Below are 20,143 nucleotides of genomic sequence, written 5' to 3' on the forward strand. Positions count from 1 at the left end.
CCTTGGCATTCATGCAAATTCGATGATCGGCTGGTCCACCGTCAGGCTCTCGCCCTTGGACGCCAGCACCTTGCCCACCACGCCATCGGCCGCGGCAAACAGCACGTTCTCCATCTTCATGGCCTCGATCACGGCCACGCGCTCGCCGGCCTGCACCTTCTGGCCCGGCTGCACCGCCACGTCCACCAGCAGGCCCGGCATGGGCGAGAGCACGTAACGGCTCATGTCCGGCGGCGCCTTGTGGGGCATGAGGCGGTGCAGTTCGGCCATGCGCGGCGAAATCACCAGCGCCTCGATCAGCGTGCCGTTGTGCTGCAGCTTCAGGGCCAGCGGATTCCTGGCCGTGCCGCGCTCCACCTGGGTCGTGAAAAGCCGGCCGTCGACGGTGCCGGTGATGATGATGTCGTTCAGGCGCGAGGTGCTGCAGATCTCGTGATTGCGACCGTTGACACGCACCCGGGCCTTGCCGGTTTCGCCCACGAACTCATCGACATGCACCGGGGTATGCACATGCTGGCCATCGGCGCCCAGCGTGATGACCACGTAGTCCTTGCCGGCGTCCACCGAATAACCCGGCAGCTGGCCGGAGATCGTCGTCGTGCGCTCGCGCGATTTGCGGCGCACGAAGGCGGCCAGCGCCACCAGAAAGTCGGGATCGGCGTGCGGCACGTCCTCGGACGAAAAACCCTTGCCGTAATGCTCGGCGATGAAACCGGTGTTGAAGTCACCCGCCACAAACTTCGGGTGCGCCAGCAGCGCCGCCTGGAAGGGGATGTTGGAGCTGATGCCGCGGATGACGAAACCGTTGAGCGCCTCGCGCATCTTGGCAATGGCATCCAGGCGGTCCTTGCCGTGCACGATGAGCTTGGCGATCATCGAGTCGTAGTACATGGGGATCTCGCCGCCGTCCTGCACACCGGTATCGACCCGCACGCCCTGCAGATGCTGGGTGTCGGACTGCCACATGCTCTGCACCGGCGGCGTGAAACGCACCAGTCGGCCGGTGGACGGCAGGAAGTTGCGGAAGGGGTCCTCGGCGTTGATGCGGCACTCGATGGCCCAGCCCTTGCGCTTCACATCGGATTGCGCGAGCGGCAGCTTTTCGCCGGCAGCCACGCGGATCATCAGCTCCACCAGGTCCAGGCCCGTGATGCACTCGGTCACCGGATGCTCCACCTGCAGGCGGGTGTTCATCTCCAGGAAGTAGAAGCTCTGGTCCTTGCCGACCACAAACTCCACCGTGCCCGCGCTCTGGTATTTCACGGCCTTGGCCAGGGCCACGGCCTGCTCGCCCATGGCCTTGCGCGTGGCGTCGCTGATGAAGGGCGACGGCGCCTCCTCGATCACCTTCTGGTGCCGGCGCTGGATCGAGCATTCGCGCTCGTTCAGGTAGATCACATTGCCGTGGCTGTCTCCCAGCACCTGTATCTCGATGTGGCGCGGCTCCTCGACGAACTTCTCGATGAAAACGCGGTCGTCGCCAAAGCTGTTGCGTGCCTCGTTGCGGCAGCTGGTGAAGCCTTCTAGCGCCTCCTTGTCGCTGAAGGCCACGCGCAGGCCCTTGCCGCCACCGCCGGCCGAGGCCTTGATCATCACCGGGTAGCCGACGCCCTTGGCGATCTCCACGGCGCGCTCGGCCGATTCGATGGCCTCGTTCCAGCCCGGGATGCAGTTGACCCTGGCCTCGCCGGCCAGCTTCTTGGAGGCGATCTTGTCGCCCATGGCGGCGATGGAATAGTGCTTGGGGCCGATGAAGACCAGCCCCTCCTCCTCCACGCGCTTGGCGAAATCCTCGTTCTCGGACAGGAAACCGTAGCCGGGGTGGATGGCCTGGGCGCCGGTCTGCTTGGCGGCAGCGATGATCTTGTCGGCCACCAGATAGGACTCGCGGCTGGGCGCCGGGCCCAGCAAGACCGATTCGTCGGCCAGCAGCACGTGACGCGCGTCACGGTCGGCTTCGGAATACACGGCCACGGTGGCGATGCCCATCTTCTTGGCGGTCGCAATCACACGGCAGGCAATTTCGCCGCGGTTGGCGATCAGGATTTTCTTGAACATGTCGGTCTCCTATTCGGGGATCAGTTGTTTTGTCTTATCTGGGGCTGGCTGAGCCCGCAAGGGGTGCGACGTGCCTGCCTCCGCTCATGTCCCCCGCCCACGCACGGCCATGGCCGTGCATGGCGTTTGCCACAACGTGAGCGCAACCGCGGCAGCGGTTGCGTGAGCTCCTCCTTGACTTCGCTGCGGCAGACACGCCGCACCCCCTGCTGTGAAGCGAGAGAAGAGGATGGACAGGGGCTTCGGCCTCGCCAGCACCCGGGATTGGGTGGCTTGGGCGTTTTGCGCAGGTCAAGGAGGAGCCCGAAGGGCGGGGGACACGGAGCAAAACGCCCAAGCCACCCAATCCAGCGCAGTCGAAACGCATAGCCACGGAGAACCTCAGAGCGGAATGTTCCCGTGCTTGCGCCACGGGTTGTCCAGCTTCTTGTCTTTCAGCATGACGAGCGAACGGCAGATGCGCTTGCGCGTCTCATGCGGCAGGATCACGTCGTCGATATAACCACGCGCGCCAGCCACAAAGGGGTTGGCAAAACGGGTCTTGTACTCGGCCTCCTTGGCGGCCAGTTTGGCCGGGTCGCCCTTGTCTTCGCGGAAGATGATCTCCACCGCACCCTTGGCGCCCATCACCGCGATCTCGGCGTTGGGCCAGGCGAAGTTGACGTCGCCACGCAGGTGCTTGGAAGCCATCACGTCGTAGGCGCCGCCGTAGGCCTTGCGCGTGATGACCGTGATCTTGGGCACTGTGCACTCGGCGTAGGCGTAGAGCAGCTTGGCGCCGTGTTTGATGATGCCGCCGTACTCCTGGCTGGTGCCGGGCATGAAGCCGGGCACGTCCACGAAGGTGATGACCGGGATGCTGAAGGCGTCGCAGAAGCGCACGAAGCGCGCGGCCTTGATGCTGCTCTTGATGTCCAGGCAACCCGCCAGCACCAGGGGCTGGTTGGCCACGATGCCCACGGTCTGGCCGTCCATGCGGGCAAAGCCGATCAGGATGTTCTTGGCGTACTCGGGCTGGATCTCGAAGAAGTCGCCGTCGTCCACGGTCTTGACGATCAGCTCCTTCATGTCATAGGGCTTATTGGGATTGTCCGGCACCAGGGTGTTCAGGCTGCGCTCCATGCGGTCGATCGGATCGCCGCTCTTGCGGATCGGGGCCTTCTCGCGGTTGTTCAACGGCAGATAGTTGTAGAGGCGGCGCAGCATGAGCAACGCCTCCACATCGTTTTCGAAAGCCAGGTCGGCCACGCCGCTCCTGGTGGTGTGCGTGAGCGCGCCGCCCAGTTCCTCGGCGGTGACTTCCTCGTGCGTGACGGTCTTCACCACTTCGGGGCCGGTGACGAACATGTACGAGCTGTCTTTCACCATGAAGATGAAGTCGGTGATGGCCGGGCTGTACACGGCACCGCCAGCACTGGGCCCCATGATCATGCTGATCTGCGGGATCACGCCCGAGGCGCTGACGTTGCGCTGGAACACCTCGGCATAACCGCCCAGGGAAGCCACGCCCTCCTGGATGCGCGCACCGCCCGAATCATTGAGGCCGATCACGGGCGCGCCCACTTTCATGGCCTGGTCCAGGATCTTGCAGATTTTCTCGGCATGCGCTTCCGAGAGCGCACCGCCGAAGACCGTGAAGTCCTGGCTGTAGACGAAGACCAGGCGGCCGTTGATCATGCCGTAGCCCGTGACCACGCCGTCGCCCGGGATCTTGTTCTCGTCCATGCCGAAGTCCACGCAGCGGTGCTCGACGAACATGTCCCACTCTTCAAAAGTGCCTTCATCCAGCAGCACTTCCAGGCGTTCGCGGGCCGTGAGCTTGCCCTTGGCATGCTGCGCGGCGATACGTTTTTCGCCACCGCCCAGACGGGCTGCGGCGCGCTTTTGCTCCAGTTGTTCCAGGATGTCGTGCATGGTTGGTCCTCTGTGTTCGTGACTTTTCAGTTTTTGTGTTCGTAGGCCTGCAGCAGCTGCCGCGCGGCGGTGGAAGCTGCCAGCCGGCCAGCCAACACCTCGGCGCCCAATTGCGGCAGCAGCTTGCGCACCTGCGGATGCGCGCGGAAAGCCTGACGCAGGCCGGCTTCGATACGCTCCCACATCCAGGCTTGGGCCTGATGCCGGCGTCGCTCGGCCAGCTTGCCGCTGGCGGTTTGCAGGGATCGAAATCGGGTGACGGCGGCCCAGAAGCTGTCCACGCCCTGGCCCAGCAGGGCACTGAGCTGCACCACCTTCGGATGCCAGATTTTTTCATCATGATGCGCATGTTCAGGATGGCCGTGCAGACCGAGCAGGCGCAGCGACGAGGTGATCTGCGCCTGCGCTCGCGTGGCAGCCGCCGCGTCAATATCGGCCTTGTTGATCACCACCAGATCGGCCAGCTCCATCACACCCTTCTTGATGGCCTGCAGATCGTCACCCGCATTGGGCAGCTGCATCAGGCAGAACATGTCCGTCATGCTGGACACGGCGGTCTCGCTCTGGCCCACACCCACGGTCTCGACGATCACGATGTCATAACCCGCAGCCTCGCAGACCAGCATGGCCTCGCGCGTCTTCTCGGCCACGCCCCCCAGCGTGCCACTGGCCGGGCTGGGGCGGATGTAGGCCTGGTCGTGCACAGACAGTTTTTCCATCCGGGTCTTGTCGCCCAGGATGGAACCACCGGAGAGGCTGGACGAGGGATCGACCGCCAGCACGGCGACCCGGTGCCCATGCTCAATGAGATAAAGACCCAACGCCTCGATGAAGGTGGACTTGCCCACGCCGGGCACGCCGCTGATCCCCAGGCGAAAGGCGCCGCCGGTGTGGGGCAGCAGGGCTGTGAGCAGTTCGTCTCCTTGGGCGCGGTGGTCGGCGCGTGTGGATTCGAGCAGCGTGATGGCCTTGGCCATGGCACGGCGCTGCTGGGCCGGCGTGCCCTGCAGGATGCCGTCCAAGAGCGGCACGGCTCCGATCTGTTTCTTCTCTGTCATGCACACATCAAAAAATGAGAACCGCCCCGCATGCCATGCCCCCAAAACCAGGGACACCGCGGAACCGGCTTTGCCGGGCCGTTGGTGTCGCCCCCTTGAGGGGGAGGCGCGCAGCGCCTCGGGGGTGCTTCATTTGATCGCCTTCTTGATCTGCTCCAGCACATCCTTGGCGCTGGCCGGGATCGGGGTGCCGGGGCCGTAGATGCCCTTGACGCCTGCTTCATAAAGGAAGTCGTAGTCCTGGCGCGGGATCACGCCGCCGACGAAGACGATGATGTCGTCCGCGCCCTGCTTCTTGAGCTCGGCGATGATGGCCGGCACCAGGGTCTTGTGGCCCGCGGCCAGGGTGGAGACGCCCACGGCGTGCACGTCGTTCTCGATGGCCTGACGCGCGCACTCCTCGGGGGTCTGGAACAGCGGGCCCATGTCCACGTCGAAGCCCAGGTCGGCGAAAGCCGTGGCCACCACCTTGGCGCCGCGGTCGTGGCCGTCCTGGCCGAGCTTGGAGATCATGACGCGCGGACGGCGGCCATGCTGCTCGCCGAAGTCGGCGATTTCCTTCTTGAGGTTTTCCCAGCCTTCGGCCGAGTCGTAGGCAGCTGCGTACACACCGGTCACCTTTTGCGTATCGGCGCGATGGCGCCCGAAAACCTTTTCCAGCGCATCGCTGACCTCGCCCACCGTGGCGCGCAGCCGGATGGCCTGGATGCTCAGGTCGAGCAGGTTACCACTGCCGGCTTCGGCGGCGGCGGCCAGCGCATCGAGCGCGGCCTGCACCGCCTGGCCATCGCGGCTGGCACGAATGGCCTTGAGGCGCTCAATCTGACCGTCACGCACCTTGACGTTGTCGACCTCGAGAATCTCGATCGGGTCTTCCTTCTTGAGCCTGTACTTGTTGACGCCGACGATCACGTCCTTGCCGCTATCGATGCGCGCCTGCTTCTCGGCGGCGGCGGCCTCGATCTTGAGCTTGGCCCAGCCGCTGTCCACGGCCCTGGTCATGCCGCCCATGGCGTCGACTTCCTCGATGATCTTCCATGCGGCATCCATCATGTCCTGCGTCAGCTTCTCCATCATGTAGCTGCCGGCCCAGGGGTCGATCACGTTCGTGATGTGGGTCTCTTCCTGGATGATGAGCTGGGTGTTGCGTGCAATCCGCGAGGAGAACTCGGTGGGCAGGGCGATGGCTTCGTCAAAGCTGTTGGTGTGCAGGCTCTGCGTGCCGCCGAAGACCGCGGCCATGGCCTCGATGGTGGTGCGCACCACATTGTTGTAGGGGTCCTGCTCGGTCAGGCTCCAGCCGCTGGTCTGACTGTGCGTGCGCAGCATCAGGCTCTTGGGGTTCCTGGCGTTGAAGCCCTTCATGATGCGGCACCAGAGCAGGCGGGCCGCACGCATCTTGGCGATCTCCAGGTAGAAGTTCATGCCGACCGCCCAGAAGAAGGACAGGCGACCGGCAAAGTCGTCCACGTCCATGCCCTTGGCGATGGCGGTCTTCACATACTGCTTGCCGTCGGCCAGGGTGAAGGCCAGCTCCAGCGCCTGGTTGGCGCCGGCCTCCTGCATGTGGTACCCCGAGATCGAGATCGAGTTGAACTTCGGCATGTGCTGCGCCGTGTACTCGATGATGTCGCCGATGATGCGCATGCTCGGCTCGGGCGGGTAGATATAGGTGTTGCGGACCATGAACTCCTTGAGGATGTCGTTCTGGATGGTCCCGCTCAACTTGTCTTGCGATACGCCCTGCTCTTCCGCCGCCACCACATAACCCGCCAGCACGGGCAGCACGGCGCCGTTCATGGTCATGGAGACGGACACCTTGTCCAGCGGAATCTCGCTGAACAGGATCTTCATGTCCTCCACGGAGTCGATGGCCACGCCGGCCTTGCCCACGTCGCCGGTCACGCGCGGGTGGTCGCTGTCGTAACCGCGGTGGGTGGCCAAATCGAACGCCACGCTCACACCCTGCCCGCCGGCGGCCAGCGCCTTGCGATAGAAGGCATTCGATTCCTCGGCCGTGGAAAAGCCCGCGTACTGGCGGATGGTCCAGGGCCGCACCGCGTACATGGTGGCTTGCGGGCCGCGCAGATAGGGTTCGAAACCGGGCAGCGTGTCGGCGTGCGGCAGGCCCTGCAGGTCGGCTGCGGTGTAGAGCGGCTTGACCGAGATGCCGTCGGGCGTGAGCCAGTTCAGGGCGTTCACATCGCCGCCAGGAGCGGATTTGGCAGCAGCCTTGCGCCAGGCCTCGAGGCTGGCGCTTTCGAATTCAGGTTTTTTCTGGCTCATGGCAAAGCGGCAGCCCCGGAAAGGCCCTTTAATTTGTTGCGCGCAGTTTACTTCATTCATAATTATTGATGCAAAATATTTCTTGAGCATACAATTCAGGCCATGTCCGCCGTTTCCCTCTCCCCCCGCGCCCTGTATGAAGAAGTGGCCGAACTGCTGCGCCAGCGCATCTTCAGCCGCGAGCTGGAGCCCGGCAGCTGGATCGACGAACTCAAGATCGCCGAGGACTACGGTATCAGCCGAACCCCCCTGCGCGAGGCTCTCAAGGTTCTGGCCGCCGAAGGCCTGGTAACCATGAAGGTGCGCCGCGGCGCCTACGTCACCGAGGTCAATGAAAAGGACCTGGTGGACATCTACCACCTGCTGGGCCTGCTCGAATCCGACGCGACCGGCGTGGTGGCCCAACACGCCACGGACGAGCAACTGCGCGAACTGCAAAGCCTGCACGAAGCACTGGAATCCAGTGCCCAGGACCGGGACCGCTTCTTCGCCATCAACGAACGCTTCCACATGCGCCTGCTGGAGATCGCCGACAACCGCTGGCGCAAGCAGATGGTGGCCGACCTGCGCAAGGTCATGAAACTCAACCGGCACCACTCGCTGCTCAAGTCCGGACGCATCGAAGAGTCGCTGGCCGAACACCGCGCCGTCATGGCCGCGTTGCAGGCGCGCGACGCAGGTCTGGCCAGGCAGAAGATGCTGGAGCATTTCCGCAATGGGCTGGAGGCGGCCGCCTGAGACTTTGAAAGCCTGTTCACGGTCTCGCAGGACTCCTCTGCGAGACCGTGAACAGGCTCGGCACTGGTGACGCGGCCGGAATTGCCCTATCCTGAAACCATGACCACGCGGGCAAGCGCCAACAAAGACAACACCCTGCAGCAGACGCTGCTGGAATACCAGGCCATCCTGGAGAACGCGTCGGTCGGCATCCTCTTCACGCGCGATCGCAAGGTGCTGCACTGCAACCCGCGCTTTACCGAAATCTACGGCGGGACCGGCAGCGAGCTTGTAGGTCAGCCCGGCTCCCTCTTCTACCTGAGCGCCGAGGACTACGAGGCCATGGGCCGGCAGGCAGGCCCCATCCTTTCGGCCGGCCAGCTGCTGGACACGGAGACACCCATGCGCCGCAAGGACGGCAGCGCCGTGCTCTGCCGCCTGCGGGCCAAGGCCATCGACCCGGCCAACACCCTCGCCGGCACGATCTGGATCATCGAAGACGTGACGGCACAGCGCCGGGAGCAGGCCCGGCTGGCCGAGTTGCTGCAGCGCCAGCAGGCCATCCTGGAAAACGCCTCGGTCGGCATCCTGTTCACGCGTGACGGCCGGATCGCGCACTGCAACCCGCGCATGGAGGCCATCTACGGCTGGGAGCTGGGCACCCTGGCCGGCCAGCAGGCGCGGGTCTTCTTCGACAGCGACGAGGACTACCGGACTTTTGGGGCCGCCGTCGGCCCCAGACTGGCGCGCGGGGAGCTCGTGGACATCGAATGGCACCACCGGCGCCGCAACGACGGCGTGGCGATCTGGAGCCGGCACTTGGCCAAGGCCTTGAGCACCCCGGACGGTGTGCAGGGCGCGATCTGGATCAGCGAGGACATCAGCGCGCAGAAAGACGCCCAGGCAGCCCTGGCCCTCGCGCACCACGAGCTCGAGCGCCGCGTCGAGGAGCGCACCGAGGAGCTCGCGCGCATCAACCAGCAGCTGCGCGCCGAGGAGGCGCGCTTTCGCGACCTGACCGAGATGGCCTCGGACTGGTTCTGGGAAATGGACGCCGAGCTGCGCTTCGTCGACATCTCGCGCGGCCACCTCTCGCCCACCCACGATAAGTCCGGCCTCCTGGGCCAGCACCGCTGGGACCTGCCCATCGAAGGCCTCACGCCCGCCGACTGGGCGGCCCACCGCCGGGCGCTGGAAGCCCGCCTGCCCTTCAAGGACTTCACCTACCAGCTGCGCACCAAGGCCGGCGCGCTGCGCTGGTACGCCATCCACGGCAAGCCCATCTTCGAGGATGGCGTCTTCCGCGGCTACCGCGGCACGGGCTCGGACATCACCGAACGCAAGCAGGCCGAGCAGCGCATCGAGTTCCTGGCCTACCACGACCCGATGACCGGCCTGCCCAACCGCGTGCTGCTCGAAGACCGCCTGCAACAGGCCATCGCCCAGGCCGAGCGCAGCCACAGCGGCCTGGCCCTGGTCTTCATGGACCTGGACAACTTCAAGAAGATCAACGACTCGCTGGGCCATGCGACCGGCGACGCCCTGCTCAAGGAAGTCGCCACCCGGCTCAAGCGCTGCGTGCGCGACAGCGACACCATCAGCCGCCAGGGCGGTGACGAGTTTGTCCTCATCCTGCGCGAACTGCATGGCATCGAAGCCAGCCTGCCCGTTCTGACCAAGATCATGGAAACCCTGCAGGAGCCCTATGTCTGCGAAGGCAACGAACTCACCACCTCGGCCTCGCTGGGCATCGCCCTCTACCCGCAGGACGGCAGCGATTTCGACATCCTGCGCAAGAAGGCCGACATGGCCATGTACCGCGCCAAGGAAGCCGGCCGCAACACCTACCGCTTTTTCGACGAGGCCATGGACGACGAGGCCGTCGAACACCTGCTCATGCGCAGCGGCCTGCGCCGCGCCATCGAACGCGGCGAGTTCGTGCTGCACTACCAGCCCCAGGTCGAAATCGGCAGCGGCCGTGTGGTCGGCGCCGAGGCCCTGCTGCGCTGGGAACACCCCGAGTTCGGCCTGGTCCAACCGGACCGCTTCATCCCCGTGGCCGAGGACAGCGGCCTGATCGTGCCCATCGGGGCCTGGGTGCTGCAGGAGGCCTGCCACCAGGCCATGCGCTGGCGACGTGCGGGCCTGCCGGAGCTGGTGATGGCCGTCAACCTCTCGGCCGTGCAGTTCCGCCGTGGTGCGATCGAAGACACCGTGGCCCGGGCCCTCTCGGACAGCGGGCTCGTGCCGGCCCTGCTGGAGCTGGAACTGACCGAATCCATCCTGCTGCAGGACGTGGAACAGGTCACGGCCGCGGTGCAGCGCCTCAAGCGGCTGGGCGTACAGCTGGCCATCGACGACTTCGGCACCGGCTATTCGAGCCTGTCCTACCTCAAACGCTTCGACATCGACAAGCTCAAGATCGACCGCAGCTTCATCCGCGACCTAACCACCGATGCCGACGACGCGGCCATCGTGCGCGCCATCATCCAGATGGCGCACAGCCTGGGCCTGCGCGCCATCGCCGAAGGCGTGGAAACGGCCGAGCTGATGCGGCAGCTGCATGACTTCGGCTGCGACGAGGCCCAGGGCTATCACTGCGCCCGCCCCATGCCGGCCGAGGAATTCGAGCGCTACCTCCTGGCCAGGCAAAGCTGAGCCGCGCAGCCGCCGATCCAGCGCCAGCAGGATTGGCTGGCCGCGGCGAGCAGCGCCCCTTCATCGCCTGCGTGGCCCTGTTGCAGCGCGAGGAATGGCAGCGCCTGGGCCTGGACCCCGAGGCGCCCACCAGCCTGACGGATGCACGCGCCGTGAAAGCCGCGCTCAAGGACATCGCGCAGGCCACGGCCAGCTTCGCGCGTTATGCCGTGCCGCGCAACACGCACCTGGTGCGCGAGCCCTGGACCATCGGGTACGGTTTCATGACACCCACCCTCAAGCTCAACCGGCTCATGGAGCACTACGCCACGGCGAGCGAGGGCAGGTACCAGAAGCAGGCCGGCCGCCGAGGGCCGGGCCGCTCAGGCGGCTAGGCGTACGCCGCTGTCCTGGCCATGGGCCAGGGCCATCACCTCGCGCGGATCCCGGCCCTTGAGCGTGTGGTCGCTCCAGACCTGGCGCCAGCGCCGAGCACCCGGCAGGCCGTGGCGCAGGCCCAGCATGTGGCGCGCAATGGAATACCAGGACGTGCCCTCGGCCGCGGCCTGGCGCAGCATGTAGTCCACCATCTGCGCCTCCACCGCCTCACGCGTCAGCGTCGAAGGCGCAGCGCCGAAATAACGCTCGTCCCAGGAGGCCAGCCGCCAAGGGTTGTGATAGGCCTCACGGCCGATCATCGCGCCGTCGAGCAGGCGCAGTTCGCGCGACAGCTGTTCGTCGGTGCTCAGGCCGCCGTTGATCACGATGGTCAGCTGCGGGAAGTCGTGCTTGAGCCGGTGCACCAGCTCGTAGCGCAGCGGCGGGATCTCGCGGTTCTCCTTGGGCGACAGGCCCTGCAGCCAGGCATTGCGCGCATGCACGATGAAGGTGGCGCAGCCCGCCTCGGCCACGGTCCCCACGAAGTCGCGCACGAACTCGTAACTCTCGGTCCGGTCGATGCCGATGCGGTGTTTCACCGTGACCGGCAGGGACACGGCGTCCACCATGGCCTTGACCCCCTCGGCCACCAGCCTGGGCTCGGCCATCAGGCAGGCGCCGAAAGCGCCGCGCTGCACGCGCTCACTGGGGCAACCGCAGTTCAGGTTGATCTCGTCGTAACCCCATTGCTCGCCCAGCTTCGCGCAGTGCGCCAGATCGGCCGGTTCGCTACCGCCCAGCTGCAGGGCCACCGGGTGCTCCTCGGCATTGAAACGCAGGTGGCGCGCGACATCCCCATGCAGCAACGCACCGGTGGTGATCATCTCGGTGTAGAGCCGCGTGTGGCGACTCAGCAGGCGGTGAAAGTAGCGGCAATGGCGGTCGGTCCAGTCGATCATGGGCGCGACCGACAGGCGCCAGCGCCCGGAGGCAGCGGACTGGGGGTCGGACATGCCCTGATTATCTCAGGCCCTAGCAGCTAAAATGGCTGGTTGACCTTTTCAGCAACCCCTGCCTGTCACACGCCGCCATGAGCACCACCGACACCCAGACCGAATTCGAACGCGAGATCGCCAGCTTCATCGTCACCGCCCTGAACCTGGAAGTCAGCCCCGGGCAGATCGCGCCGCTGGACCCGCTGTACGGCGACGGCCTGGGCCTGGACTCGATCGACGTGCTGGAGATCGCCCTGGCCGTTTCCAAGCAATACGGCTTCCAGATGCGTTCGGACGATCCCGACAACGCCAACATCTTCAGTTCCCTGCGCAGCCTGGCGGCGCACATCGCCAGCCACCGCGTCTGAGCCGCTGCGGCCACGCTCCTCGCACCTGTCCATGAAAACAGGACTGTGGTTCAAAACGGCGCTGGCCCTGCTGCTCCTGCTGGGCTACCCGGCCGTCATGCACTGGCTGCTCACGGCTTCGAGCTGGTCGCACGCCACCCTGGCCTGGATCAACCTGGCGCAGACCGTGGGCATGCAGACCCTGCTGGCCTGGTTCTTCGGCCACACGCTGCGCCCGGGCCATGAGCCGCTGATCGCCCAGTTCGCCCGGCGCATCCACGGCGCCGACTACAGCCCGCGCATCGCGCATTACGCGCGCCAGGCCACCTGGGCCTGGACGGGGTTTTTCATCGCCATGGCCGTGATCCCGCTGGTCCTGTTCTTCACGGTCTCGCTGGCCACCTGGTCCTTCTTCGTCAACGTCATCTCCATCCCCCTGCTGGGCGGGATGTTCGTGGCCGAGTACGCGGCCCGGCGCTACTGCCTGCGGGGCATCCCCCACGTCTCCATCCTCCAGAGCTTCACCCTGTACCGCGACAAAAAACGCGCTGCGGGCGATGGCGCCTGAGCCCAGCCCATGCCCGCCCTGATCTCGCACCGCACACCCCAGGCCCTGCTGGCCTGGTCCCATGGCCGTCGCATCACGGCGCTGGACTACCTGGGTGCCGTGCGCCATATGGCCGCGCGCCTGCCGCAAGACGCCGCCGTGCTCAATCTGTGCAGCAAGCGCCACCACTTCGCCGTCGTGCTGGGCGCGGCCCTGCTGCGCGGCGTGCCGCTGCTGCTGCCCTCCACCCGTACGCCCGAGATGCTGCAGCGCCTGGGCCAGCGCTACCCCGGCCTGCACGCCGTGGTGGATGCCCCCGGTGACAGCGGCGGCCTGCCGCAGATCGTCTACGAACGCGGCCCCATCTCCGCGGCCGGCGCCCCCTTCGAGGTGCCCGACATCGACGGCGGACAGATCGCCGCCTACGTCTTCACCTCGGGCTCGACCGGCGAGCCCATGCCGCACGCCAAGCACTGGGGGCCGCTGGTGCAGAACGCGCAGGGTGCGGGCCGCCGTGTGCGCGAATGGCTGGGCAGCGATCAGCCCTTCACGGTCACCGGCACCGTGCCGCCCCAGCACATGTACGGCTTCGAATCCACGGTGCTGCTGCCCCTGCTCAACGAGGGTGTGATCGACGCCAGTCATCCCTTCTACCCGGCCGATATCGCCGCCGCACTGCAGAACACGCCCGCCCCGCGCCTGCTGGTCAGCACGCCTTTTCACCTGCGCACCCTGATCGAGGCGCACATCGCCGTGCCCCCGCTGGGCCTGCTGCTGTGCGCCACCGCGCCGCTGGCGCCGCAGCTGGCCCGCCAGGCCGAGGAGACGCTGGGCGCCCCGCTGCTCGAAATCTACGGCAGCACCGAAACCGGCCAGATCGCCGCGCGCCGCTGCGCGGCCGGTGATCTGTGGCAGACCTTCGAAGGCATCGAAGTGCAGGCCCAGCCCTCGGTGGACGGGGAGCCGCGTTTCGCGGCCAGCGGCGGTCACGTCGAAGGCGTGGTGCCGCTCAGTGATGTGCTGGAACTGCAGTCGCCCACCCGCTTCGCCCTGCTGGGGCGTCATGCCGACATGGTCAACATCGCCGGCAAGCGCACCTCGCTGGCCTACCTGAACCACCAGATCAACAGCATCCCGGGCGTGCTCGACGCCGCCCTGTACTGGCCGCAGGACTTGGCGCAGGATGCGCGGGGCCATATCCAGCGCCCGGTCGCCTTCGTGGTGGCGCCATCGCTGAGCGAGACCGGGCTGCAACACGCCATGCGCGAGCGCATCGACCCGGCCTTCCTGCCACGCCCCGTCCATTTCCTGCCGGCCCTGCCGCGCAACGCCACCGGCAAACTGCCCCAGCAGGCGCTGGCCCAGTTGGCCCGGCAGGCCGCACAGGAACGCGGTGCGACCCGGACCGCCACCGCCCCGACCGAGCGCTGGAAACCGGCGCCTTTCGTGCAGCTCACACTGGGTGTGCATGCCCTGGCCGGCGTCGGTCTGCTCACACCGGCCTGGCCCCTGAGCCTGGGCGCGCTGGCGGCCAACCATGCACTGATCGCGGCCGCCGGTCTGTGGCCGCGCAGCCATTGGCTGGGCCCCAATCTGACCCACCTGCCGCGCCAGCGCCCGGAAGTCGCGCTCACCATCGACGACGGCCCCGACCCGCAGGTCACCCCCGCCGTGCTGGACCTGCTGGACGAACTGCAAGCCAAGGCCACCTTCTTCTGCATCGGCGCCCATGCGCGACGCCATCCGGAACTGGCGCGCGAGATCCTGCGGCGCGGCCACGCCCTGGGCAACCACAGTGAGCACCACCGCCACCATTTTTCCGTGATGGGGCCGGCCCGGCTGCGCCGCGAAATCAGTGCCGCGCAGGCCACGCTGGAAGACGTCACCGGCCAGAGCCCGCGTTTTTTCCGTGCCCCGGCCGGCCTGCGCAACATCTTCCTCGACCCCGTGCTGCATGAGCTGAGCCTGCAACTGGCCAGCTGGACACGGCGCGGTTTCGACACCCGTACGGGTGACGCGAGCCTCGTGCTGCGACGCCTGACCCGCGATCTGGGTCCGGGTGACATCCTGCTGCTGCACGACCACCATGCCGCCCTCAGTCCCAACGGCCAGCCTGTGCTGCTGGAGGTGCTGCCGCCCCTGCTGGCCACCATCCGCGCACGCGGGCTGCAACCGGTAACGCTGGACGCCGCATCATGCTGATGCGCGCCCTAAAATGCGCCACCCCGCTGCCTGAACCCTGTCGTTTGATGCCTTCCCCTTTCCTGCCGCCGGAGCTGCTGAACCAGGCCACCGCGCCCTACCGTCCCCTGGGCCCATTCCCCTGGCATTTCGCCCGAGGCAAACTCAGCGGTGACCCGGCCTTTGCCGGACTGTTGCAGCGCGGCCTGATTCCTGCCAACGCGCGCCTGCTCGACATCGGCTGCGGCCAGGGCCTGCTGGCGTCCCTGCTGGGCAGCCTCACGGGCCAGTCGCCGGCCGAACGCGCCTGGCCCATCGGCTGGGCCGCGGCGCCCCACGGCGTGCAGGTGCATGGCATCGAGCTGATGCCGCGCGATGTGGAGCGCGCCCGGACGGCGCTGGCGCACCTGGGCGAACGCGCCCGCTTCACGCTGGGCAATATGTGTACGGCTGATTTCGGCCAGGCCGATGTGGCGGTGATCCTTGACGTGCTGCACTACGTCGACTATCAGGCCCAGGAGGACGTGTTGCGTCGTGTGCAAGCCACCCTGGCCCCCGGCGGGACGCTGCTGCTGCGCGTAGGCGACGCCTCGGCCGGCCTGCCCTTCAGGATCAGCAACTGGGTGGATGCCGCGGTCACCTTCGTGCGCGGCCACCGGCTCTCGCGCCTGTATTGCCGTACGCTGGACGACTGGCAGACCTTGCTGCGCGCGCTGGGCTTTGCTGTGGAAGCCATCCCCATGCACCAGGGCACGCCGTTTGCCAACATCCTGCTGGTCGCCCGGCTGGCGCCATCTGCCGGCAGCGGGAATGGAGGCTGAATGATCCGCCTGCCCCTGCCGGTGGCCATCGACCATCCCGCCTATGCCGGCCATTTTCCGGGCCGGCCCATCCTGCCCGGTGTGGTCCTGCTGGACCGGGCCCAGCGCGCCATCGAACAGGCCTGTGGCCTCACCCTCTCCGGCATCGCCATGGCCAAGTTCCTGAGCCCGGCCCTGCCCGGCGAGGCCCTGGCGCTGGACTTTGAAACGGGCGATTCCGCAGTGCGTTTCGAGATCCGCTGCGGTGAGCGGCGCATCGCCAGCGGCCGCTACACGGTGGCCAGGGCCGAGGGCGCATGACGCAGGCCCCACCCCACCGTCCCGATCCCGGCGATGTCCCCCCGGTCTGGCTGCAACGCAAGGAACGCGGCAGCCTGGCGCTGCTGCGCTTCATGACCTGGCTGTCGCTGGCGTTGGGGCGGCGCCTCACGCGCCCCATCGTCTACGGCATCGCCCTGTACTTCCTGCTCGCGGTGCCCGCAGCCCGCGCCGCCTCGCGCGCCTACCTGCAGCGCGTGCTGGGCCGGCGCGCGGGCTGGGGCGAGCTGTACCACCACATCCTGGCCTTTGCCAGCACCATCCATGACCGGGTCTACCTGCTCAACGACCGGCACGAGCTCTTCGACATCCGCGTCTTCGGCGAAGAACTGCTGCCCGCTGGCGACGACGCCTCGGGCGGCCTGCTGATCTTTGGCGCGCACCTGGGCAGTTTCGAAGTGCTGCGCACGCTGGCGCGCAAAAATGCCAGGCACAAGGTCTGCGCCGCGATGTACCCGCAGAACGCCCGGCTGCTCAACAGCATGCTGGCCCAGGTCAACGCGCAGGTGGTGCTGGACATCATCCCCCTGGGCCGGCTCGATGCCATCTTCACGCTCAATGAACGCGTCCAGGCCGGCGCCTGGGTGGCCCTGCTGGCCGATCGCGCCGTGGGCCCGGACCCGCATCTGAACGTGTCCTTCTTCGGCGAAACGGCCCCTTTCCCGACGGGGCCGTTCCGGCTGGCCGCCATCGTGCGGCGCCCGGTGTTTTTCATGACCGGCCTGTACCGGGGCGGCAACCGTTATGACATCCATTTCGAACGCCTGGCCGATTTCAGCGCAAGTCCTGCGGGCCAGCGCGATGCCACCATGCGCGCGGCCATTGAGCGCTATGCTCAATTGATCGAGTTGCACTGTCGCCTGGCACCATACAACTGGTTCAATTTTTATGATTTCTGGAAAGAGACTCTCCGTGCTCCCCGATGAAATCCACCTGCGTCGTGGCCTGCTGGTCCTGCTCGGCACCGTGCTGCTGGCCGGCACCTCCGTCAGCCAGGCTGCGGAATGGCAGCTGGGCGAGCTGATGCAGCTGCTGGCCCAGACCCAAAACGGCCAGGCCCGCTTCGTCGAGCGCAAGTACATCAGCATGCTGGACAAGCCGGTCGAATCCTCGGGTGAACTGTCCTTCACAGCGCCGGACCGCATGGAGATGCGCACGCTCAGGCCCAGGAAGCAGTCCATGCTGCTCGAGGGCAACCGGCTCACGCTGGAACAGGACGGTCGCCAGAAGACCGTCAACCTGCAGTCCTACCCGGAAGTGGCCGCCTTCGTCGAAGGCATACGCGGCACCCTGGCCGGCGACCGCCAGGCGCTGGAAAAGGTCTACCGGGTCCATCTGCTGGGCACGCCGGCCCGCTGGCAGCTCATGCTGGAGCCGCGCGAGCCCACGATGAGCCGCATCATCAGCCGCATCCGCATCGGCGGCAGCCAGGGCGAGGTGTCGAGCGTGGCCTATGACCATGCCGATGGCGACCGCTCCGAAATGCAGATCACCCCGCTGGCCAGGCCATGACGCGCTGGCGCCGTTTCCTGCCTGCGATGCTGTGGCTGGCGGCCCTGCTGGCCTGCGTGGCCGTGATCGCCCGCACGACCTTCGTGGCCGACCTCTCGGCCTTCATGCCGCGCGCGCCCAGCGAGCGCCAGCAGATGCTGATGGACCAGCTCAAGGACGGCATCATCGCGCGCCTGATCGTGGTCGGCATCGAGGGCGGCGACGCGGCCGAGCGGGCCCGGCTCTCGAAAGCGCTGTCCGCGGCCCTGCGCGGAAAAACGGAGTTCATCGGCGTCCAGAACGGCAGCGCCACCGACCTGGCGCTCGACCGCGCCTACATCTTCGACAACCGCTACCTGCTCAGCCCCGCGGTGGACGCGCAACGCTTTTCGGAAGCAGGCTTGCGACGCGCCATCGGCGCCACGCTGGAAGAACTCTCGGGCAGCGCCGGCATGCTGTTCAAGCAGCTTTTGCCGCGCGACCCGACCGCCGAGACGCGTGTGCTGCTGGCCCAGTTCGAAGGCAGCGAACAGCCGCCCAGCACCGCTGGCGTCTGGTCCACGCACGACGGCGCGCGCGCCCTGCTGCTGCTGCAGACCCGGGCCGAGGGCTCGGACATCGACGCGCAGGCCCGCACGCTGGAAACGGTGCGCAGCGCCTTTGCCGCCATCCCCGATCGCCAGGCCGACACCCGCCTGCTGATGACGGGCACCAGCGTGTTCTCGGTTTCCTCCCGCGCCCTGATCGAAGGCGAAGTGCACCGCCTGGCCTTGGCCAGCCTGGTGCTGGTCGTGGGCCTGCTGCTGCTGGTCTACCGTTCTCCCATGCTGCTGGGCCTGAGCCTGCTGCCCATGCTCAGCGGCACGCTGGCGGGCATCACGGCCGTGAGCCTGGGTTTCGGACAGGTGCACGGCATCACGCTGGGCTTCGGCACCACCATGATCGGCGAGGCCGTCGACTACGCCATCTATCTTTTTGTCCAGCGCCCGGGCCCCGGCGCAGCCCGCCTTTTCTGGCGCACGCTCTGGCTGGGCCTGCTGACCTCGGTGGCCGGTTTCCTGGCCCTGCTGGGCTCGGGTTTCCCCGGTCTGGCGCAGCTCGGCCTGTACTCCACCGTGGGCCTGGTGGCCGCCATGTTGGTCACGCGCTACGTTCTGCCCGGCCTGACACCGCAGCATCTGCCGGTGCCGGGCATGCCGCGCACCGGCGAAGGGCTGCGCCAGCTGATGCGGCTGGCCCCGCGGCTGCGCTGGCTGCTGCCGGTGCTCATGGCAGGCATGCTGGGGGTGGTGACCCTGCATGCGGACCGCATCTGGAACCGCAGCATCTCCGCCCTCAATCCCGTGCCCAAAGCCGACCAGCAGCTGCACGAGGAACTGCGCCGCAACCTGGGCGCCTCGGACCTGCGTTATCTGGCGGTGCTGACGGCGGCCAATCCCGAACAGGCCCTGCAACAGGCCGAGCGGGCCGGCCGCGTGCTGCAGGCCCTGAGCCGAGACGGCGCGCTCGCGGGCTACAGCTCGCCTGCCCTCGTACTGCCCAGCCTGGCCAGCCAGCAGGCCCGCCAGGCCGCGCTGCCCGAAGCCGCCCCGCTGCGCCGCCGGCTGGAGGCCGCGCTGGCGGGCGGGCCGCTCAAACCCGAGCGCCTGCAGGACTTCCTGTCCGACGTGGAACGCAGCCGCGTCCGCCCCCTGCTGACACGCCAGGATCTGGACGGCACCGCCTCGGCGCTGCTTTACGATTCCCTGCTGATCCCGCGCGAACGCGACGTGCTGGTGCTGATGCCGCTGCGCCCGCGTCTGGTCGACGCGGCCGAGCAGGACATCGACATCGAGCGCGTCGATGCGGCGCTCAAGGCCGGCGGCAGCACGAACATCACCGTGATCGATCTGCTCGCCGAGACCAGCGCCCTGTTCGACAGCTACCTGCACGAGGCGCTGCTGTTCTCGGGTCTGGGCTGCCTGGCCATCCTGGTCCTGCTGCTGCTGACACTGCGCTCCATCACGCGCACCCTGCGCGTGGCCCTGCCGCTGGTCTGCGCCGTGGTCTGCGTGACCGGCACGCTGCTGCTGGGGGGCACCTCGCTGACCATCCTGCACCTGGTCGGCCTGCTGCTGGTGGTCGCGATCGGCTCGAACTACGCCCTGTTCTTCGACAGCGCCAATACCGGCGCCAGCCTGCAGGAACAGCACCGCACCATCCTGTCCCTGGTGACGGCCAACCTGACCATCGTGGGCAGCTTTGGCATGCTGGCCCTGTCCAGCGTGCCGGTGCTGTCCATCCTCGGCATCACCGTGGGCCTGGGCACGGTGCTGGCGCTGCTGTTCTCGGCCATTCTGGCCCGGCCCCAGCCCGGCCCGCAGCAGGCTGCGCCGGTAGAATCGCCCGCCTGAAC

16 protein-coding genes are annotated in these 20,143 nt (G+C 67.1%); 11 read left to right on the plus strand and 5 right to left on the minus strand.

Annotated features, from left to right (window positions below; all coding sequences use genetic code 11):
- Nucleotides 1-9 precede the first annotated feature (9 nt).
- From ACYVH8_RS05440 to scpA, 4 genes are all read right to left on the minus strand, one after another.
- Entirely contained in the window at nt 10-2,058 is a 2,049-nt protein-coding gene (locus tag ACYVH8_RS05440) for an acetyl-CoA carboxylase biotin carboxylase subunit (RefSeq protein WP_460487866.1), read from the minus strand.
- 381 nt (nt 2,059-2,439) lie between these two features.
- Nucleotides 2,440-3,972 (minus strand): acyl-CoA carboxylase subunit beta, encoded by a 1,533-nt coding sequence (locus ACYVH8_RS05445; protein ID WP_460487867.1) that lies wholly within the window; start codon nt 3,970-3,972, stop codon nt 2,440-2,442.
- Between the two features lie 26 nt (nt 3,973-3,998).
- Nucleotides 3,999-5,030 carry a methylmalonyl Co-A mutase-associated GTPase MeaB gene (meaB, locus tag ACYVH8_RS05450; RefSeq protein WP_460487868.1) on the minus strand — a complete coding sequence of 344 codons (1,032 nt, stop codon included), beginning with the start codon at nt 5,028-5,030 and terminating at the stop codon, nt 3,999-4,001.
- A gap of 129 nt (nt 5,031-5,159) precedes the next feature.
- The gene (scpA, locus tag ACYVH8_RS05455) at nt 5,160-7,316 is read right to left on the minus strand and encodes a methylmalonyl-CoA mutase (protein ID WP_460487869.1); all 2,157 of its coding nucleotides are present in this window, start codon (nt 7,314-7,316) and stop codon (nt 5,160-5,162) included.
- A 102-nt stretch (nt 7,317-7,418) separates the two neighbouring features.
- Here scpA and ACYVH8_RS05460 point away from each other — a divergent pair, with 102 nt between their 5' ends.
- The 3 genes from ACYVH8_RS05460 to ACYVH8_RS05470 all read left to right on the plus strand — a co-directional run bounded on the left by ACYVH8_RS05460 (nt 7,419) and on the right by ACYVH8_RS05470 (nt 11,065).
- On the plus strand, nt 7,419-8,054 hold the full coding sequence (locus tag ACYVH8_RS05460; RefSeq protein WP_460487870.1) for a GntR family transcriptional regulator: 636 nt from the start codon (nt 7,419-7,421) through the stop codon (nt 8,052-8,054).
- Between the two features lie 99 nt (nt 8,055-8,153).
- Complete coding sequence (locus ACYVH8_RS05465; protein WP_460487871.1) at nt 8,154-10,691, plus strand: sensor domain-containing protein; 2,538 nt, start codon at nt 8,154-8,156, stop codon at nt 10,689-10,691.
- 32 nt (nt 10,692-10,723) lie between these two features.
- Nucleotides 10,724-11,065: a hypothetical protein gene (locus tag ACYVH8_RS05470; protein ID WP_460487872.1), complete on the plus strand. Its 342-nt coding sequence runs from the start codon at nt 10,724-10,726 to the stop codon at nt 11,063-11,065.
- Here ACYVH8_RS05470 and dusA read toward each other — a convergent pair.
- The gene (dusA, locus tag ACYVH8_RS05475; protein ID WP_460487873.1) at nt 11,054-12,061 is read right to left on the minus strand and encodes a tRNA dihydrouridine(20/20a) synthase DusA; all 1,008 of its coding nucleotides are present in this window, start codon (nt 12,059-12,061) and stop codon (nt 11,054-11,056) included. The two genes, ACYVH8_RS05470 and dusA, sit on opposite strands and share 12 nt — an antisense overlap.
- 77 nt (nt 12,062-12,138) lie before the next feature.
- Here dusA and ACYVH8_RS05480 point away from each other — a divergent pair, with 77 nt between their 5' ends.
- Genes ACYVH8_RS05480 through ACYVH8_RS05515 form a run of 8 tightly spaced genes read left to right on the plus strand, consistent with a single transcriptional unit; the run spans nt 12,139 to nt 20,141 of the window.
- Nucleotides 12,139-12,411: a phosphopantetheine-binding protein gene (locus ACYVH8_RS05480; RefSeq protein WP_460487874.1), complete on the plus strand. Its 273-nt coding sequence runs from the start codon at nt 12,139-12,141 to the stop codon at nt 12,409-12,411.
- 31 nt (nt 12,412-12,442) lie between these two features.
- Complete coding sequence (locus ACYVH8_RS05485; RefSeq protein ID WP_460487875.1) at nt 12,443-12,958, plus strand: COG4648 family protein; 516 nt, start codon at nt 12,443-12,445, stop codon at nt 12,956-12,958.
- A gap of 9 nt (nt 12,959-12,967) precedes the next feature.
- Nucleotides 12,968-15,139 carry a polysaccharide deacetylase family protein gene (locus ACYVH8_RS05490; RefSeq protein ID WP_460487876.1) on the plus strand — a complete coding sequence of 724 codons (2,172 nt, stop codon included), beginning with the start codon at nt 12,968-12,970 and terminating at the stop codon, nt 15,137-15,139.
- 47 nt (nt 15,140-15,186) lie between these two features.
- Complete coding sequence (locus ACYVH8_RS05495) at nt 15,187-15,939, plus strand: class I SAM-dependent methyltransferase (protein ID WP_460487877.1); 753 nt, start codon at nt 15,187-15,189, stop codon at nt 15,937-15,939.
- Entirely contained in the window at nt 15,940-16,239 is a 300-nt protein-coding gene (locus ACYVH8_RS05500; protein ID WP_460487878.1) for a 3-hydroxyacyl-ACP dehydratase FabZ family protein, read from the plus strand.
- Nucleotides 16,236-17,183 carry an LpxL/LpxP family acyltransferase gene (locus tag ACYVH8_RS05505; RefSeq protein WP_460487879.1) on the plus strand — a complete coding sequence of 316 codons (948 nt, stop codon included), beginning with the start codon at nt 16,236-16,238 and terminating at the stop codon, nt 17,181-17,183. Before ACYVH8_RS05500 ends, ACYVH8_RS05505 begins: the two co-directional genes overlap by 4 nt.
- Nucleotides 17,170-17,769 (plus strand): LolA-related protein, encoded by a 600-nt coding sequence (locus ACYVH8_RS05510; RefSeq protein ID WP_460487880.1) that lies wholly within the window; start codon nt 17,170-17,172, stop codon nt 17,767-17,769. The genes ACYVH8_RS05505 and ACYVH8_RS05510 overlap by 14 nt, the downstream gene beginning before the upstream one ends.
- Complete coding sequence (locus tag ACYVH8_RS05515) at nt 17,766-20,141, plus strand: MMPL family transporter (RefSeq protein ID WP_460487881.1); 2,376 nt, start codon at nt 17,766-17,768, stop codon at nt 20,139-20,141. Before ACYVH8_RS05510 ends, ACYVH8_RS05515 begins: the two co-directional genes overlap by 4 nt.
- Nucleotides 20,142-20,143 lie beyond the last annotated feature (2 nt).

The sequence above is a fragment of the Curvibacter fontanus genome (genome assembly GCF_054780335.1).

Excerpts from the sequence above, each read along its gene's own strand:
- ACYVH8_RS05440 (WP_460487866.1), bottom strand. The coding sequence starts at position 2,058 with ATGTTCAAGAAAATCCTGATCGCCAACCGCGGCGAAATTGCCTGCCGT.
- ACYVH8_RS05445 (WP_460487867.1), bottom strand. The coding sequence starts at position 3,972 with ATGCACGACATCCTGGAACAACTGGAGCAAAAGCGCGCCGCAGCCCGT.
- meaB (WP_460487868.1), bottom strand. The coding sequence starts at position 5,030 with ATGACAGAGAAGAAACAGATCGGAGCCGTGCCGCTCTTGGACGGCATC.
- scpA (WP_460487869.1), bottom strand. The coding sequence starts at position 7,316 with ATGAGCCAGAAAAAACCTGAATTCGAAAGCGCCAGCCTCGAGGCCTGG.
- ACYVH8_RS05460 (WP_460487870.1), top strand. The coding sequence starts at position 7,419 with ATGTCCGCCGTTTCCCTCTCCCCCCGCGCCCTGTATGAAGAAGTGGCC.
- ACYVH8_RS05465 (WP_460487871.1), top strand. The coding sequence starts at position 8,154 with ATGACCACGCGGGCAAGCGCCAACAAAGACAACACCCTGCAGCAGACG.
- dusA (WP_460487873.1), bottom strand. The coding sequence starts at position 12,061 with ATGTCCGACCCCCAGTCCGCTGCCTCCGGGCGCTGGCGCCTGTCGGTC.
- ACYVH8_RS05480 (WP_460487874.1), top strand. The coding sequence starts at position 12,139 with ATGAGCACCACCGACACCCAGACCGAATTCGAACGCGAGATCGCCAGC.
- ACYVH8_RS05485 (WP_460487875.1), top strand. The coding sequence starts at position 12,443 with ATGAAAACAGGACTGTGGTTCAAAACGGCGCTGGCCCTGCTGCTCCTG.
- ACYVH8_RS05490 (WP_460487876.1), top strand. The coding sequence starts at position 12,968 with ATGCCCGCCCTGATCTCGCACCGCACACCCCAGGCCCTGCTGGCCTGG.
- ACYVH8_RS05495 (WP_460487877.1), top strand. The coding sequence starts at position 15,187 with ATGCCTTCCCCTTTCCTGCCGCCGGAGCTGCTGAACCAGGCCACCGCG.
- ACYVH8_RS05500 (WP_460487878.1), top strand. The coding sequence starts at position 15,940 with ATGATCCGCCTGCCCCTGCCGGTGGCCATCGACCATCCCGCCTATGCC.
- ACYVH8_RS05505 (WP_460487879.1), top strand. The coding sequence starts at position 16,236 with ATGACGCAGGCCCCACCCCACCGTCCCGATCCCGGCGATGTCCCCCCG.
- ACYVH8_RS05515 (WP_460487881.1), top strand. The coding sequence starts at position 17,766 with ATGACGCGCTGGCGCCGTTTCCTGCCTGCGATGCTGTGGCTGGCGGCC.